The organism is Nocardia sp. FDAARGOS_372 (assembly GCF_002554515.1).
GTDB lineage: Bacteria > Actinomycetota > Actinomycetes > Mycobacteriales > Mycobacteriaceae > Nocardia > Nocardia farcinica.
Map to the genome: position 1 here is coordinate 837,593 of NZ_PDDW01000001.1, position 15,511 is coordinate 853,103.

At 71.1% G+C, this 15,511-nt stretch carries 14 protein-coding genes; 6 read left to right on the forward strand and 8 right to left on the reverse strand.

The genetic code is table 11. From position 1 onward, the window contains the following. Positions 1-7: 7 nt before the first annotated feature. Positions 8-1,540 (reverse strand): amino acid permease, encoded by a 1,533-nt coding sequence (locus tag CRM89_RS04235; protein ID WP_098083278.1) that lies wholly within the window; start codon positions 1,538-1,540, stop codon positions 8-10. A 205-nt stretch (positions 1,541-1,745) separates the two neighbouring features. Between CRM89_RS04235 and CRM89_RS04240 the strand changes: the two genes are divergently transcribed. The 5 genes from CRM89_RS04240 to mftM all read left to right on the forward strand — a co-directional run bounded on the left by CRM89_RS04240 (position 1,746) and on the right by mftM (position 7,509). Then, on the forward strand, positions 1,746-2,411 hold the full coding sequence (locus CRM89_RS04240; protein WP_041560891.1) for a TetR/AcrR family transcriptional regulator: 666 nt from the start codon (positions 1,746-1,748) through the stop codon (positions 2,409-2,411). A gap of 227 nt (positions 2,412-2,638) precedes the next feature. Beyond that, the gene (mdo, locus tag CRM89_RS04245) at positions 2,639-3,931 is read left to right on the forward strand and encodes an NDMA-dependent methanol dehydrogenase (RefSeq protein ID WP_011208756.1); all 1,293 of its coding nucleotides are present in this window, start codon (positions 2,639-2,641) and stop codon (positions 3,929-3,931) included. Between the two features lie 81 nt (positions 3,932-4,012). Beyond that, positions 4,013-5,104 carry a MoxR family ATPase gene (locus tag CRM89_RS04250; protein ID WP_011208757.1) on the forward strand — a complete coding sequence of 364 codons (1,092 nt, stop codon included), beginning with the start codon at positions 4,013-4,015 and terminating at the stop codon, positions 5,102-5,104. Positions 5,105-5,113: 9 nt separating this feature from the next. Then, complete coding sequence (locus CRM89_RS04255) at positions 5,114-6,619, forward strand: VWA domain-containing protein (protein WP_098083279.1); 1,506 nt, start codon at positions 5,114-5,116, stop codon at positions 6,617-6,619. Continuing rightward, a complete protein-coding gene (mftM, locus tag CRM89_RS04260; protein ID WP_060591958.1) occupies positions 6,616-7,509 on the forward strand; it encodes a mycofactocin oligosaccharide methyltransferase MftM in 894 nt (297 codons plus the stop codon). Before CRM89_RS04255 ends, mftM begins: the two co-directional genes overlap by 4 nt. 22 nt (positions 7,510-7,531) lie before the next feature. Here the strand turns inward: mftM and CRM89_RS04265 are convergent, their stop codons facing one another. Both CRM89_RS04265 and CRM89_RS04270 read right to left on the reverse strand, forming a co-directional pair. After that, positions 7,532-8,560, reverse strand: coding sequence for a 2Fe-2S iron-sulfur cluster-binding protein (locus tag CRM89_RS04265; RefSeq protein WP_098083280.1), 1,029 nt, complete (start codon positions 8,558-8,560; stop codon positions 7,532-7,534). Positions 8,561-8,564: 4 nt separating this feature from the next. Beyond that, complete coding sequence (locus CRM89_RS04270) at positions 8,565-9,776, reverse strand: cytochrome P450 (protein ID WP_011208761.1); 1,212 nt, start codon at positions 9,774-9,776, stop codon at positions 8,565-8,567. A 208-nt stretch (positions 9,777-9,984) separates the two neighbouring features. On the opposite strand from CRM89_RS04270, the gene CRM89_RS04275 reads away from it, so the two are divergent. After that, the gene (locus tag CRM89_RS04275) at positions 9,985-10,923 is read left to right on the forward strand and encodes an AraC family transcriptional regulator (protein ID WP_011208762.1); all 939 of its coding nucleotides are present in this window, start codon (positions 9,985-9,987) and stop codon (positions 10,921-10,923) included. A 43-nt stretch (positions 10,924-10,966) separates the two neighbouring features. On the opposite strand, the gene mftF is transcribed toward CRM89_RS04275, so the two are convergent. From mftF to mftA, 5 genes are read right to left on the reverse strand one after another with little or no spacing between them, the layout of a single operon-like run. Next, positions 10,967-12,466 (reverse strand): mycofactocin biosynthesis glycosyltransferase MftF, encoded by a 1,500-nt coding sequence (gene mftF / locus CRM89_RS04280; RefSeq protein WP_229434984.1) that lies wholly within the window; start codon positions 12,464-12,466, stop codon positions 10,967-10,969. 2 nt (positions 12,467-12,468) lie between these two features. Next, positions 12,469-13,641, reverse strand: coding sequence for a pre-mycofactocin synthase MftD (mftD, locus tag CRM89_RS04285; RefSeq protein ID WP_011208764.1), 1,173 nt, complete (start codon positions 13,639-13,641; stop codon positions 12,469-12,471). 15 nt (positions 13,642-13,656) lie between these two features. Next, positions 13,657-14,838 carry a mycofactocin radical SAM maturase gene (mftC, locus tag CRM89_RS04290; RefSeq protein ID WP_011208765.1) on the reverse strand — a complete coding sequence of 394 codons (1,182 nt, stop codon included), beginning with the start codon at positions 14,836-14,838 and terminating at the stop codon, positions 13,657-13,659. Positions 14,839-14,857: 19 nt separating this feature from the next. Next, positions 14,858-15,148: a mycofactocin biosynthesis chaperone MftB gene (gene mftB / locus CRM89_RS04295; RefSeq protein WP_011208766.1), complete on the reverse strand. Its 291-nt coding sequence runs from the start codon at positions 15,146-15,148 to the stop codon at positions 14,858-14,860. Continuing rightward, positions 15,138-15,260: a mycofactocin precursor MftA gene (mftA, locus tag CRM89_RS30735; RefSeq protein ID WP_099421860.1), complete on the reverse strand. Its 123-nt coding sequence runs from the start codon at positions 15,258-15,260 to the stop codon at positions 15,138-15,140. Before mftA ends, mftB begins: the two co-directional genes overlap by 11 nt. Between the last annotated feature and the right edge of the window lie 251 nt (positions 15,261-15,511).

Sequence of the window (15,511 nt, forward strand, 5' to 3'; positions counted from 1 at the left end):
GGCGGGGTCAGGCGGGGGCGACGGCGGGCACGGCGCGGCGTCCGGCGCTCATGGTCACCAGGCGCTGCACGGCGACGCCGACGCCCACGGTCGCGGCCAGGAACAGCGGCGCGGACCAGAGCATCCACCAGCCGCCGCCCTCGGGGGTGTAGACCTCCGGTCGTGGCCAGGCCAGGTTCACCACCATCGCCAGCCCCCACACCACCGCGAGCAGGTTGACCGGAATGCCGAAGCGGCCCAGCCGGAACAGCCCCGCCGGCGCGGTCTCGTCCGCCGGCCAGCCACGCAGGCGCCGCACCAGCAGCGGGACGGTCACCAGCAGGTAGGCGACATACAGCGTGACGATGCAGACGCTGGCCAGCGTCGAGAAGATCGCCGCGTTGCCGAGATTCACCAGCAGCAGCGTGATCCCGAGGACGCCGATCACCACCGCGGGCAGCACCGGTGTGCCGAAGCGCGGATGCACCGCCGCCAGCTGCGCGGCGAACGGCAGTTTGCCGTCGCGGGCCATCGAGAACATCAGCCGTGAGCCCGCGGTCTGGATCGCCAACGTGCACACCAGGATCGCCACGGCCACGCAGCCGAGCAGCAGGGTGCCCGCGGGGCTGTCGAGCTTGGCGGAGATCACGTAGGCCAGTCCGTCGGCGGCCAGCATGCCGTCGGTCAGGCTCGGCGCGGCCATCAGCGCCCCCAGCAGCATCAGCCCGCCGCCGAGCGCGGACACGCTCAGCGCCGTCAGAATCGTGCGCGGCGCGACCCGGCGCGGGTTCTTGGTCTCCTCGGAAAGCTCACCCGCGGAATCGAATCCGACCATCACGTAGGCGGCCATCAGACCGGACACCAGGAACGCCGCCCAGTACGGGCCGGGCGCGGCGGCGGTGGTGTCGAGCACCACGCCGGGGCCGCGCTCGACGTGGGTGAAGAACACGCCGATGACGGCGAGCACCCCGACGATCTCGATCGTCACCCCGATGGTGTTCAGGCGCGACATCCACTCGATGCCGACGACGTTGACCAGGGTGGTGAGGATCAGCAGCACACTGCCCAGCAGCACGGCGTTCATCGCGCCCGACGGCGAGGTGAGCGCGGTGTCCTCGCCGATGATCTGGAACCCGCTCCAGATCGAGGGCAGCACCACCTGTAGTGCGATGGCGGCGGCGGCCGCGGTGACGATCTGGGCGATGATCATCATCCAGCCCGCGAACCAGCCGATCGTCTCTCCGGCCAGGCGCCGCGACCACTGGTAGATGCAGCCCGAAATCGGGTACCGGGCAGCCAGTTCCGCGAAGTTCAAGGCCACCAGCAGCTGCCCGGCGAACACGACGGGCCAGGTCCAGAAGAAGGCCGCGCCGCCGAATCCGTAGCCGAAACCGAAGAACTGGAAGATCGTGGTGAGGATGGAGACGAACGAGAACCCGGCCGCGAAGGAGGCGTATCGGCCGAGCTTGCGGTGCAGGACGGGCTGATAACCGAACCGTTGCAGGTCGGTGCTGTCGGTGCTGTCGGTGGTGTCCGACGGGGGTGTGAGAGTGGTGGCCATGGGCGGGCTTCCTTCGGCGTCGCGGCCAATATCTGTCGGTTGATAGTTTTGCGACCCCGATGACATCGCCGGTGACGGCGACGTCTCCGTCTCGTTGCCCCCGGTAACTTCTGGATTTCCGATGTTTCTGTCATATGACAGGTATTCCGGACGCGCCGCGGGGCCGTCGCCGCCGCCCTCGCCGGCGATGCGCCAGAATGGGGAGGTGACCTCCCTCGGACCCGGTCGTCCGCGTCTCGCGCCGCGGCGCCGCCAGGGCCGCACCCCACGCGCGGAGATCCTCGACGCCGCCGCCGAACTGTTCACCACCCAGGGCTACGCCAGCACCTCCACCCGCGCGGTCGCCGACGCCGTCGGCATCCGCCAGGCCTCCCTGTACCACCACTTCGCCGCCAAGGACGACATCCTCGAGGCGCTGCTCGCCGAGACGGTCAGCGGCCCGCTCGCCCTGGCCGAACGGCTGCGGGCCGAACCTGTCGCCCCCGCGGTGCGGCTGTACGCGCTGGCCCGGTTCGACGTGCGCCAATTGTGTTCGGCGCGGTGGAATCTCGGCGCCCTGTACCTGTTGCCCGAGCTGCGCTCGGCGCGCTTCGCCGCCTTCCGTCGCCAGCGTGACGACCTGCGCGGCCACTACGAACGGTTCGCCGCCGAGGTGCTGGCCGCCGCCCGGGCCGCCCACGCCGAGGGCGCCGAACTGCTGCCGTTCCGGATGGTGGAGAGCGTGATCAACATGCGCTCCGACGAAGGGACCGCGCCGGACTACGCCGAACGACTGATCCCCGAAGCGATCCTGCACCTGCTCGGCCACCACGACGCCCTCGGCGCGGTACGCGCGGCCGCCGACGATCTGCTGGACCGCCTCGACGGATGAGGCCGCCCCCGCCCCGCCCGTGCGGTGCGCGTCTCCGCGGCGGCGCGCAACCGTCGTAGTCCGCGACACCTGTCCGAACGGTCAGTGCGCGTCCCGCCGATCGGTACACCCTGCGCGTTTCATCCGAGCAGTTTCGGCCCGAATCGCTTCCGGCCCCTGTGACGGGCGCCATACGGTCGCTGGCACCGGATCACCGGAACGCGATCATCAGGCGAAAGGACCGCACGATGCAGGTAGACGAGCTGCTCAAGCCATTCCCCATCAAGGAGTTCCACCCCTTCCCGCGGGCGCTGCTGGGCCCCGGCTCGCACGAGATCATCGGGCCGGAGGCGCTGAAGCTCGGCTTCAAGAAGGTACTGGTGATGACCAGCGGCCTGCGCGGCACCGACATCGTGCCCAAGATCGTCGGCTCGCTCGAGTACCACGGGCTCGAGGTCGTGCTCTACGACAAGGTCGAGTCGAACCCCAAGGACTACAACGTGATGGACGCGGTCGCGCTGTACCAGCAGCACGGCTGCGACAGCTTCGTGTCCATCGGCGGCGGCTCCTCGCACGACGCCTGTAAGGGCGCGCGCATCTCGATCGCCCACGACGGGCGCAACATCAACGAGTTCGAGGGCTTCAACAAGTCGGAGAACCCGAAGAACCCGCCGCACATCGCGGTCTCGACCACCGCGGGCACCGGCTCGGAGACCTCCTGGGCCTACGTCATCACCGACACCACCACCGATCCCGACAACCCGCACAAGTACGTCGCCTTCGACGACGCCTCGGTCGCCACCCTGGCCATCGACGACCCGGTGCTGTACTTCGACTGCCCGACCGACTACACCGCGCAGTGCGGTTTCGACGTGCTCGCGCACGGTTCGGAGCCGTTCGTCTCGCGGCTGAACTTCACCCCGTCGATCGGCAACGCGCTCTACGCGATCAAGCTGGTCGCGGAGAACCTGCGCACCGCCACCTGGAACCCGACCGAGCTGTCCGGCCGCGAGGGCATGATGTACGCCCAGTACATCGCGGCGCAGGCGTTCAACTCCGGCGGCCTCGGCATCATCCACTCCATCTCGCACGCGGTGTCGGCGTTCTACGACACCCACCACGGCCTGAACAACGCGATCGCGCTGCCGCGCGTGTGGGCGTTCAACATGCCGGTGGCGTACAAGAAGTTCGCCGAGATCGCGGGCGCGATGGGCGTGGACACCTACGGCATGACCGACGTGCAGGCCGCCGACGCGGCACTGGGCGCGGCCGTGCGGCTGCTGCGCGACGTGGGCATCCCGGAGAAGTTCACCGACATCACCAAGGACACCTACTCGAAGAACCGGCTGGGCCAGGGCCCGACCAAGTACTACGAGAACGCCTCGGTGATCAAGGGCAACGACGAGGACATCGACCGGATCACCCGGCACGTCCTCGGTGACGCCTGCACCCCGGGCAACCCGAAGGAATGCACCTTCGAGACCGTGCGCCCGGTCGTCGAGCACTGCATGCACGGCAGCCTGGACGACCTGCTCAGCTGACCCATCCCGACCCCGGCTGTGGGACGAGTGCGCCCCGCTCGTCCCACAGCCGGGCTTCCCTCGTGCCAGGAAGGACCGCCGATGAACCACTTCGCCAGCACGGAGGACGTGCACAGCGCACTGGCCGCCGTGGGCTACCTGCCCGACGAACGCCTCGCCACCACCGTCTTCCTCATGACGCGGCTGGAGAAGCCGCTGCTGATCGAGGGCCCCGCCGGTGTCGGCAAGACCGAACTGGCCAAAGCGCTGGCCGCGGCCACCGGACGCAAGCTGTTGCGCCTGCAATGCTACGAAGGCCAGGACGAGACCCGCGCGCTCTACGAATGGGACTACGGCAGGCAGCTGCTCTACACCCAGATCCTGCGCGAGAAGATCGGCCAATTCGTCGCCGACACCGCTGATCTCGGCGAAGCCGTGGACCGCATCGGCGCGCACGACAGCGTCTTCTACTCCGAGCGGTTCCTGAGCCCGCGCCCGCTGCTCGAGGCGATCCGCTCCACCGAACCGGTCGTGCTGCTGATCGACGAGATCGACCGCGCCGACGAGGCATTGGAGGCGGTGCTGCTGGAAATCCTTGGCGAGTACCAGATCTCGGTGCCCGAGGTGGGCACCTTCACCGCCCGGCAGGCCCCGCTGGTGATCCTGACCTCCAACAACACCCGCGACCTCTCCGCCGCGCTCAAGCGGCGCTGCCTGCACCTGTTCGCCGACTATCCCGACGCCGAGCGCGAACTCGAGATCATCCGGTCCAAGAACACCGGACTCGACGACTCCCTCGCCGCGGAACTGGTGGAGATCGTGCGCGGGCTGCGCGGCCTCGACCTGCGCAAGGCGCCGAGCATCTCCGAGACCGTGGACTGGGCCCGCACACTGGCGGTGCTGCAGGTGCGGGCGCTGTCGCGGCAGGTGCTCTCCGACACCATGTCGGTGGTCGTCAAATACGACAAGGATCTGCGGACCGCGCTCGAGGAACTGCCGCGCCTGCTCGACGGCACCGCGCCCACCCGGCCCGCGGCGGCGCCCGAGGACGACGGCCGCGCGGTGCGGGCCGCCAAGGACGACGCGGGCCGATTCGACGACGGCTACTACGGCGCGCACACCGCGACCCTCACCCGCGCCACCGTGACCTCCAGCCAGGGCGCGCGATCGTTCGCGCGCAGGCGCGGCGTGTAGGGGGCAGTCGTGGAGGCGACCCTGCAGTGGTTCGTGCACCTGCTGCGTGCGCGCGGCGTGCGCGTGTCGGTGCCGGAGACGATCGACGCGATCCGGTGCGCGGGCCAGCCCGGTGTGCTCACCGATCGCGGCCGGTTGCGCTGGGCACTGCGGGCCGCGCTGGTGAAGGACCAGCGCGACGCCGAGGTGTTCGGCGAATTGTTCGACGCCTTCTTCGGACTGGTCCGCATCGGCAGCGCCGAGCAGCAGCGGACCGGTGTCGACGGCGAGGCGGACATCCCCGACGACCTCGGTTCCTACGCCGGCGACTGGGAGGAACTCACCCTCTCGGGGTTGCCGTCGCAGACCGCGGGCAGCCAAGGCGCGCGTCCGGAGGACGTGCGGCATCTGTTCGACACCGACAACCTCGCGTCGCGGTTCAACCTCACCGAGGACGAGGGCATGATCGACCTGTCCGCGCCCACCGAGGAGATCGCCTTCTCCCAGGGCAACCAGGTCGTCGGCAGCGACGGCTACCGCATCCAGCTCGACGCGCAACGCCTGCGTTCCGGCGGCGCCCCTGGGCAACTGGCCGGGCCGGGCGCGGCCGGCGTCGACGCCGGGCTCACCCTGGACGAGCAGGAGGCGCTGCTGCGCTGGCTGGGTCCGCCCGAGGACGACGTCGACGCGCAGATCCAGGCCGCCACCGTGGTCGGTGACCTGTCCGAGGCGGTGCGCAGGCACGCGCAGGCACTGCTGGCGCTGGAACGCCGGAGTGGACAACAGGCCCGCCGCCGGGCGCCGGTCGAGGACATCGGCAGTGCCGAACGCGCCGAACTCGAGGTGACCCTGCGGCGGCTGGCCCGCTCCCTGCACGGCGCGCGCACCCACCGGCGCACCGTCGCCCCCGCGGGCCGTGTCGACGCCGCGCGCACCATGCGCCGCAGCATGCGCTTCGACGGCGTGCCGTTCACCCCGGTGACGGTGCGCTCGGCCGAGGACCGCCCGCGCGTGGTGGTGCTCGCCGATGTGAGCCTGTCGGTCCGCGCCACCGCGCATTTCATGCTCACCCTGGTGCACTCGTTGCAGGACATGTTCGCGCGCGTGCAGTCGTTCGCGTTCGTCGCCGACGTGGTGGAGACCACCGCGCTGTTCGCCGAACAGCACGCCGAATCGGCCCTCGGGCTGCTGTTCGGCGGCGACCTGATCGATCTCGACGCCAACTCCGACTACGGTGCGGTGTTCCGGCAGTTCGTCGCCGACCACGCCCACACCGTCAACCGGCGCACCACCCTGCTGATCCTCGGCGACGGCCGCAACAACGGCAACGATCCCGGCCTGGCCGACTTCGCCGACCTCACCCGCCGGGCCCGCGAAACCATCTGGCTCACCCCCGAACCCCGGTACTCCTGGCGGCTGGGCGACTGCGACATGCCCGCCTACGCCGAACTGTGCGACCGCGTGCAGGTGGTGCGCGGGCTGCGCGAACTCGGCGCCGTGGCCGAGGAATTCACCGCTCCCGGGGTGCGGCGATGACCGGCCTGACGCTGCGGCCGCTCAACCCGCTCGCGCCGGCCGGCGGGACCCGCTACGACGACGGTGCGGTCCGGGTCCGCAGCCAGCAGAGCGCGGGCTGGTGGGTGCCCGGCGTGCGCACCGCCCACTTCACCGTGCGCGAGACCGAGGGACGGGTGGAGATCGTGCACCGGCTGCCACCCGAGCGGCTGGACAACAACCTCGGCGGCATGATCGTCGACGAGCTGATCCACGCGGAGCTGATCGCGCCGGAGATGTTCGAGCGGGTCTTCGTCGGGGTCGTGCGCACCTGCGCCGACGACCCCGCCGCGGCCTGGAGACTGTTCTACGACAACACCCTGGCCCAGATCCGCCGGTGTTGGGACAGCCCGAACCCGCCGCCCACCCACATCGCGCAGATCGCGCCCGTCTACCGCCGCGCGCTCGGCCTGGTGCCGCCGGGCCGCGTGCTGGACATGGGCTCGTGCTTCGGGTTCTTCCCCCTGCTGCTCGCCGACGCGGGCCAGCACCGGGTGCTGGCCACCGACCTCGTCCCCGGCAGCATGAACCTGCTGCGCACCATCGCCCAGGCCCGCGGTTCGGCCGTCGGCACCATGTCCTGCGACGCGGCCGCGGTGCCCCTGCCCGACCGGTGCGTCGACACGGTCACCGTCCTGCACCTGCTCGAACACCTCGACCGCGCCCACGGCCGCGCCGTACTCGCCGAAGCCGTCCGGCTGGCCGCCCAACGCGTGATCGTCGCGGTGCCCTTCGAAGACGAACCCGACCCCTCCTACGGCCACATCCGCACCTTCGACACCGGCGAACTGTCGGTCCTCGGCATCGAAACCGGCCTCCCCTTCACCGTCGCCGAATACCACGGCGGATGGCTGATCCTCGACACCCGGTGAGAATCCACCGCCCACCCCGCGGCTACGCGCTGGCGAGTTCCTGGCCGACCGTGACCGCGTCGGTGAACTTCTCGCGGAAGATGCGGCGGGGAGCCATGCGGCGGCGTTTGAGTGCTCGGCCTGCCGCCTCCACCATGGCCGGTGGGCCGCAGAGGTAGCCGCTGTAGTCGCGGAGGTTGTCGAAGTCGGCCAGCACCGCGTCGCCGACGTAACCGGTGCGGCCGTTCCACTCGCCGCGGCTCAGGCAGGGGGTGTAGTGGAAATCCGGGTGGGACCGCGACAGCTCGCTCAGCCACTCGACGTCGTAGAGGTCGGCTTCCTCGCGGACCCCGTGGTAGAGGTGGATGGGCGAGCGGTGCCCGCGTTCGAGGGCCGCGCGCAGCATCGCGCTGAGCGGGGCAAGACCGGTGCCGCCGGCGAGCAGCAGCAGCGGGTGGTCGGCGTCGTCGAGCACGAAATCGCCCAGCGGGCCGCGCAACTCCACCCGGTCGCCGACGGTGAGGCCGTGGAAGATCCAGCCGGTGGCGACACCCCCGTCGCTGTACCGGATGTGGAATTCGAGGCGATGGGGACGCGCCGGTGAGTTCGCCATCGAATACGGCCGCCAGCATTCGGTGCCCGGCACGTGCAGCTGCGCGTATTGACCCGGCAGGAAATCCAGTGCGCCGTCCACCTCGAGCACCAGGCGGCGGGTGTCGCGCGCGATCGGATCCAGCGACACCACCGTGGCCGTGACATCGCGCAGGGGGAAGCGCGCCACCGCGTCGGTCGTGTCGGCGAGCGGCTCGACCACGAGATCGGACCGGGGGCGGCTCTGGCAGCCCAGGGCCAGGCCCTGCGCACGCTCCTCGGCGGTGAGGGTGTATTCCGGCGAGCCCGCGTGATCGACGTGGCCGGCCACGACGCGGAGTTTGCAGGTGCCGCAGGTGCCCTGATTGCACGAGTTCGGCAACCACACCCCGTTGCGGAGGAACGCGTCGAGAATGGTCTGGTCGTCCCGGCAGGTCACCGGATTTCCGGCGGTGGGGACGGTGACGCGGAATTCGGCCATCGCCTCACACCTCCCACGTCACGTGCAGTTCGGTCGGGCCGCGGAAACCCCAGCCCCAGAAGTCGATCGGCTTGCGGTCGTCGCGCTCGATGTTCGGAATCGCCTCGAACAATTCCTCCAGGCCGATCTGGCACACCTTGTTGGCGAAATAGGTTCCGGCGCAGGCGTGGTCACCGGCGCCGAAGGCCAGGTGCGGCAGCGGCGGGCGGTCCATGTCGTAGGCGGAGGGCGCGTTGTAGTCGTTCTCGTCGTGATTGGCCGAACCGTAGGCCATCATGACCACCGAACCCTTGGGCAGGAAGACGCCGTCGATGGTGACGTCGACGGTGTTGGTGCGCGCCGTCGCCGACCAGATCGGGGAGGTCCAGCGCAGCGACTCGGCGACCGCCCGCGGAATCAGCGCCGGGTCGTCGATCACCCGCTCCAGCTGATCGGGCCTGGTGAACAGCCCCGCGACGGTCGAGGCCATCGCGTGGCCGGGTTCCTGCATGGCGCCGAGCAGGAACACATACAGGGTCGGGTAGATGTAGTCGCGGTCGCGGACCTGGCCCTCGGGCATGCCGTCGTGCAGCCAGTGCGAGATGGCGCTGTCGTCGGGGTGGGCGATCCAGTGGTCGATCAGCGGGTCGACGATCGCGCGGATCTCGGCCTTCGCCTCGTCACCCTGGTCGAAACCCGCCGGGTTGGCGAAGGTGCCGTCCTCGTTCATCGCGGCATTGGTGAAGGAGTTCGACAATTTGTGGAACCATTCCCGCAACTTGTCGGAGCCGACGTCGCGCAACCCCAGCAGATCACCGAGCGCGCGGACACTCACCGGTTCGCAGAACTGGGCGACCAGGTCGGCGTGGCCGTCGTTCTCGAATTCGGCGAGATAGCGCCGCGCGATGGGGCGGACCAAGCCGTCCACCCAGCGGTCGACCTCGGAGGGCTGCAGGGCGGGGTCGACCATCGAGCGCAGGTCCTCGTGGATCTCACCGTTGACGCCGATGACGGCCGGGTGACCGAAGGTCCGCCCGCCCGCGGGGGTGATGATCGCTTCGAAATCGGGGCTGTTGGCGATGGTGCGGCACAATTCCTTGGTGGTCGCCGCGTAGGTGCCCAGAATCGGAATGAACGCCAGCGGCGCCTCCCGGCGCAGCCGCTCGTAGAACGGGTACGGATTTCGCTCGAGTTCCTCCATCGTGATGTCTTCGATCCAACTCGTCGCGGCGCTCATCTGTTTCTCCTCGGTGTCGAATTCGATCGGCGTGGGCTGCCGAATCCGGCGTGCGGAGGAATACTGGCGCGGCGGGCGGGCAGGATCGACACCGATTGCGCGACGCCGAGACGGTTTGCGCGACCGGCTGTGATTGCAGTCTCCTTTCGGTCACAATGTCCTCCAGGTCACAGCCGACGAGAAGTGGATCGACGCCGAGGATCGAGCAATGCCGCAGCACACCCACATCACCGCCACCCACGACTGGGAGCTCGCGCACGCGGCGGTGGAGCAGGTGTACTTCCCGCACCGGCTCGAGCCGCTGGCCCGGCCCGACCGGCTCGGCCTCACCATGCGCAGTCTCGACCTCGGCCCGGTCACCGTGGGGCGGCTGACCTGGGGAACCGAGGTGGCCATCGACTGCGAGTATCCGGGCGCGTACGAGATCAACATCCCGGTGACCGGCAGGCTCGTCTCCACCGCCGGTGACGAGCAGATCTGGTCGGAGCCCGGGCAGGCGACCGTCTTCCACGCCGACCGTCGTGCGCTCATCGAGACCTGGTCGGCGGACTGCCGGGTGGTGGGGGTGAAGTTCGCCGCGGACTTCCTCGAACGGGAGGCCGAGCGCATCCACGCCTCGACCGTGCGCGGCCGGCTGCGGCTGCCGCACCAGCTCGACTTCGCGACACCGGAGCGGCGCAGTTGGCTGCGTCTGGTGCGCACGCTGTCCGCCCAGCTCAACGAGCCCGCCGAGCTGCTGGCCAACCCGCTGGTGGCCGACGGGCTCGCCAGCTCCCTGGCGACCGCATTCCTGCTGGCCGCGATGCCCGAGGAAAACGATCCGGTCGGCCGGATGCGGCCGCGCACGGTCAAACGGGTGCTCGACGCGCTGCACGAGGATCCGGCGCGGCCGTGGACACTCGCCGAGATGGCGGAGCTGGCCGGGTCGAGCGTGCGCAGGGTGCAGGAGGCGTTCGCCGAACACCTGGGCACGACACCGACCGCGGCGCTGCGCGACATCCGGCTCGCCCGCGCGCACGCCGAGCTGCGCACCGGGGCGAGCCGCACGGTCGCCGACGTCGCCGCGCGGTGGGGCTTCAGCAGCCCGAGCCGGTTCGCGGCGGCATATCGCCGGCGCTACGGGGTGCCGCCCTCGGCGGCGCGGTGAGCACGAGTTCGGCGGTCGGTGACCCGGGCGGAACCATGCGCGGCTACGACGCGGCCTGTGCCGGTCGGTCGACGCGAGGACGGGATGCGCTCGCGCGCAGCGGGGTCGACGGCGCGGCCCTGCCCGGACGCGCGCCGGTGCCGACACGCAGGTCGGGCAGCAGCGGTGCCGCGGTCCGCGCCCGCAGGCAACCGACCCACACGCCCAGCGAGTAGGCGGCCTGGTCGGCGAGCCGCATCGCGAACCACGCCGGGCCCCGGCGCCCACGCAGCGCCTCCACCAGGCACGGCAGCAGGCTCAGCAGGACGAGGCGGCGGCCGAGCCGGGTGCCCATGAGCACCGGCCACCAGGTCCGGCGCACGGCGTCGGCCAGGGCGAGTCCGGCCGCGAGGTGACCGCCGGCACCCACGGCCAGCGCCGCCGCGGTGGGCACGCCGCGTCCGCGCAACCGCCGGGCGGGCAGCGCGGTGGCGACGAGGGCCGGGACGACGACGGCCGACCCGCGCAGCACGGGCGAGCGGGCGGCGCGGCGCAATCCGCGGGCGGCACGGTCGGGGCTGGCCGGGCCGAGCGCGACGACCAGCGCGCCCCACGACAGCGCGTGCCAGGCGCTCACCCGCGCGCAGGCGAGCCGCCCGGGATGGCGGCGGGCCAGCGGGGCGGCGGAGGTGCCGTAGTCGTAGCGCTGGCGCAACCAGGAACCGAGCGTGGCGCGCGGGCGGTGGGTGACCACCGCCGCGGGGTGGTAGCGGACGAGATGTCCGGCGTCGGTCAACCGCCAGACGACATCGACGTCCTCGCCGAATCGCAGTCGCTCGTCGAAGCCGCCCAGTTCGGCCAGGGCCGCCCGCCGCACGATCAGGGCGGCGGTGGGCACGTAGCCGACTCGGCTCAGCGGGCGCACCACCGCCGGCTCGGCGCCCATGTCCAGGCTGGAATGGCTCGCCTCGTAGGCGGCGACGCGCGTGGGTGCGGCGGTGCCGGGCGGGCTCGTCACCCGGGGCGCCACCGCCGCGACCCGCGGATCGTCGAACAGGGCCAGCGCCGAGTCCAGCCATCCCGGCCGGGGCACCACATCCGAGTCGACGAAGGCGACGAACTCGGTCGTGGCCCGCCGCCACCCGGCATTGCGCGCGGCGGCGGGTCCGAGCGGGCGCGGGTGCCGGATCGTGGCGGTGGGCACGGCGTCGGCCGACCCGTCGTCCACGATCACCCGATGCGCGAACTCGGTGGTGGCGGCGAGCAGCCGCGCCAGTCCGGCCGGGTTGTCCTTGACGGGCACGACGAGCGTGACCTCGTCGGGCGAGCGGCTGCCCGGCGCCGCGACCAGATGCACCAGCCCGGAGTCGAGCAGGCGGCGCAACAAGCGGGCCGACCCCTCGTCCGCCCCGATCGGCCCGCCGTCCACCCACCCGGCGAGCAGCCGCGCCCCGGCGGCGGACAGCCGCACCAACCGCATCGGCGACCCGCCGAGCAGCACCCGGCCCCGGTCGAAGCGATGCACCGAGCGGTCGAGCACGATCCGCCGCGCGAGAACTCCCACCGTCACAGCCCCCGGCGGAACCCGTCCGGCACGAGCACGTCCTCGGCGCGCACGTCGTGGATGTCGGCGCGGCCGAGCCCGTACAGCGTGGAATCGATGCCCTGGCGCAGGATTTCGAGCACGTTGTGCACACCGCGTTCGCCGCCGGCCGCCATGCCCCAAAGGTACGGCCTGCCGATCATCACCGCCCGCGCGCCCAGCGCCACGGCCTTGACCACGTCGCTGCCGCGCCGCACGCCGCCGTCGAGCAGCACCTCGAGCTGATCGCCCACGGCCTCGGCGATCCCGGGCAGCAGGCGGATCGCGGCGGGCGTGGAATCGAGGTTGTTGCCGCCGTGATTGGAGACCGAGATGGCGGTGGCGCCGATGTCGACGGCGCGGCGGGCGTCGTCGGGGTGGGTGATGCCCTTGATCAGCAGCGGGCCACTCCACTGCTCGCGCAGCCAGGCGAGATCGGCCCAGGTCGGCGGCGGCGTGCCCATCCACTCGCCGTACGCGCCGAAGAACGTGGGGCCGGTCTCGCCCGCGCCGACCAGGTTCGGGGTGGTCAGGTCGGGCAGGGCGCCGGCGCGCAGGAACCGCCACAGCCAGCCGGGTCGGGTGAGCACCCGCGGGGCGAACCGGATGGCGGTGCGCACGTCGATGCGCTCGGGCAGCGGCGGGCTGCCCCAGTCGCGCGCGGTGGCGAACACCCAGTCCAGGGTGACGATGAGGCCCTTGGCCCCGGCCCGCTTGGCGCGGTCGAGCCTGGCCAGCATCGCGTCCTTGTCGCCGAGCCAGTAGATCTGGAAGAAGACCTTCTCGTTCGCCGCGATCACGTCCTCGATCGGCTTGGACGCGAACGACGACAGGCCCATCGCGGTCCCGGAGGCCGCGGCGGCCCGCGCCACGCCGACCTCGCCGTGCGGGTCGACGGCCTGCACACCGGTGGGGGAGATGATCACCGGCAGCGAGATCTCCTGCCCCAGCACCGTGGTCGCCTGGGAACGCACGGGCGGCAGGTCGGCGATGTGCGGGCGGAAACCCAGTTCGGCGAAGGCGGCGGTGTTGTCGGCCAGCGTCACCCCGGCCTGTGAGCCGGCCAGCAGCGCGCGGTACACCGGCTCGGGCACGCGCTTCTTCGCGCGTTCCTGCGCCTCGGCGACGGTCTCGAACCAGTCCTTGGTGCTTGCCATGAAAAGTCCTCGTGTTCAGTGGATTCCGGAAATGGGGCTGGTGTCGCAGGCGCGGTCGGGGACGCGCAGGCCGGGCAGGCCGAGGGCGACCGCGCGCGGCCGGGCGGGCGCGCGCCGGGAGTGGTCCTTGTCCGGCTTGGGCGCGCTGTCGGCGCCGACCGTGGCGAGCGCGAATTCGGCGTTGCCGCGCACACATTCGGGGTCGGGGCCGTCCAGCGGCAGGCCGGTGAAGAACTTCGCCGCCATGCAGCCGCCCTGGCAGGAGTCGTAGGCGGGGCAGGCGGTGCACGCGCCGCCGGTCTGCGGCTGCCGCAACCGCTCGAACAGCTCGGAGGTGTTCCACACCGACTCGAAGCCGCCGGGGTCGCGGACGTTGCCTGCCAGGAATTCGTCGTGGATGGCGAAGGGGCAGGCGTAGACGTCGCCGACCGGGTCGATCAGGCACACCACCCGGCCGGCCCCGCACAGGTTCAATCCGGGCAGGGGAGTGGAGCCCAGGGCGTTGAGGTGGAAGAACGAGTCTCCGGTCAGCACGTTCTCGCCGTTGTCGATGAGCCAGTCGTAGATGCGCAGCTGCTGCTCGGCGGTGGGATGCAGCTCGTCCCAGACGTCGGCGCCGCGGCCGGAGGGCCGCAGTCGGGTGATGCGCAGTTGGGCGCCGAAGCGGTCGGCGATGGCCTTGAACTCGTCGAGCTGGCCGACGTTGTGGCGGGTCATCACCACCGAGATCTTGAAATTCTCGAACCCGGCGTCGGCGAGGTTGCCCATTGCCCGATAGGCCATCGCGAACGAGCCCGGTCCGCGGACGGCGTCGTTGACCTCGGCGGTGGCGCCGTCGATGGAGATCTGCACGTCGACGTAGTCGGTGGCGGCGAGCATGCGCGCCCGCTGCGGGGTCAGCCGCACGCCGTTGGTGGAGAACTTGACCCCGACCTGATGGTCGAGGGAGTAGTCGAGCAGCTCCCAGAAGTCCGGCCGGACCGTCGGCTCACCGCCGCCGATGTTGACGTAGAAGACCTGCATCCGCTGCAGCTCGTCGATGACCGCCTTGCACTCCTCGGTGCTCAGCTCGCGCGGGTCGCGCCGGCCCGACGAGGACAGGCAGTGCTCGCACGCCAGATTGCAGGCGTAGGTGAGCTCCCAGGTCAGGCAGATCGGCGCCGCCAGCCCGTGCTTGAAGTGCTCGACCAATCTCATGGCATTCCTCCTGTGCCGCTCACGCCGGAGAGCGGAGCTGAATGGTGCCGGCCGCGGCCAGCTCGGCCAGTGCGGCCAGATAGCGCGGCCGCTCGGGGACCGGGATCGCCGCCGCGGTCAACGCCGCCGAGGCCGCGGGCTGGGTGGCCAGCGACTGGACCACCCGCACCAGCGTCGGCGTCTTCAGGAACGACAGGCGCCGGGTCGTGTAGTCGTAGAGCAGCGCCCCGAACGGCTCCGGCCGTACCGCCACCGACGGCGCGAGGCGGTACGGCTGTGCCGGATCGAAGCGGCGGGCCTCAGTAGACACCGCACATTCCGTCGATCGACACGTCCTCGACCAGCAGGTCCTGCTCGATCGACTCGGTGTTCACGTGCTCGTTCACGGTTGCTCCTTCTTCGCTGGATGTGACGACGAGCACGACGCTAGGGCCGGGTGGGGCCGGGGAGAACCGCCTCGGCGCGCAACCATCCGATCGCGACGCGAACCCGCCCGTTCGTAGGGGGCCGCCGCCCCGCCCACCGGAGGGCGCGGGTCCGGGTGCTGGGCCTCCCTGTCCGATCGGGTAGGTGCGGCCTGGACGGACGCACGGTGTGTCCGCTCTCACATCGGGGTTAGCCTGGTATCGCCCGGCAGGGACGCCGGGTGAGTGGAGTGAGGAGTTGTCGTGGC

What these genes read in the sequence shown, in the direction of transcription:
- CRM89_RS04250 (WP_011208757.1), top strand. Translation starts at nt 4,013, where the DNA reads ATGAACCACTTCGCCAGCACGGAGGACGTGCACAGCGCACTGGCCGCC.
- mftD (WP_011208764.1), bottom strand. Translation starts at nt 13,641, where the DNA reads ATGGCAAGCACCAAGGACTGGTTCGAGACCGTCGCCGAGGCGCAGGAA.
- CRM89_RS04275 (WP_011208762.1), top strand. Translation starts at nt 9,985, where the DNA reads ATGCCGCAGCACACCCACATCACCGCCACCCACGACTGGGAGCTCGCG.
- CRM89_RS04270 (WP_011208761.1), bottom strand. Translation starts at nt 9,776, where the DNA reads ATGAGCGCCGCGACGAGTTGGATCGAAGACATCACGATGGAGGAACTC.
- mftC (WP_011208765.1), bottom strand. Translation starts at nt 14,838, where the DNA reads ATGAGATTGGTCGAGCACTTCAAGCACGGGCTGGCGGCGCCGATCTGC.
- mftM (WP_060591958.1), top strand. Translation starts at nt 6,616, where the DNA reads ATGACCGGCCTGACGCTGCGGCCGCTCAACCCGCTCGCGCCGGCCGGC.
- CRM89_RS04235 (WP_098083278.1), bottom strand. Translation starts at nt 1,540, where the DNA reads ATGGCCACCACTCTCACACCCCCGTCGGACACCACCGACAGCACCGAC.
- CRM89_RS04265 (WP_098083280.1), bottom strand. Translation starts at nt 8,560, where the DNA reads ATGGCCGAATTCCGCGTCACCGTCCCCACCGCCGGAAATCCGGTGACC.
- mdo (WP_011208756.1), top strand. Translation starts at nt 2,639, where the DNA reads ATGCAGGTAGACGAGCTGCTCAAGCCATTCCCCATCAAGGAGTTCCAC.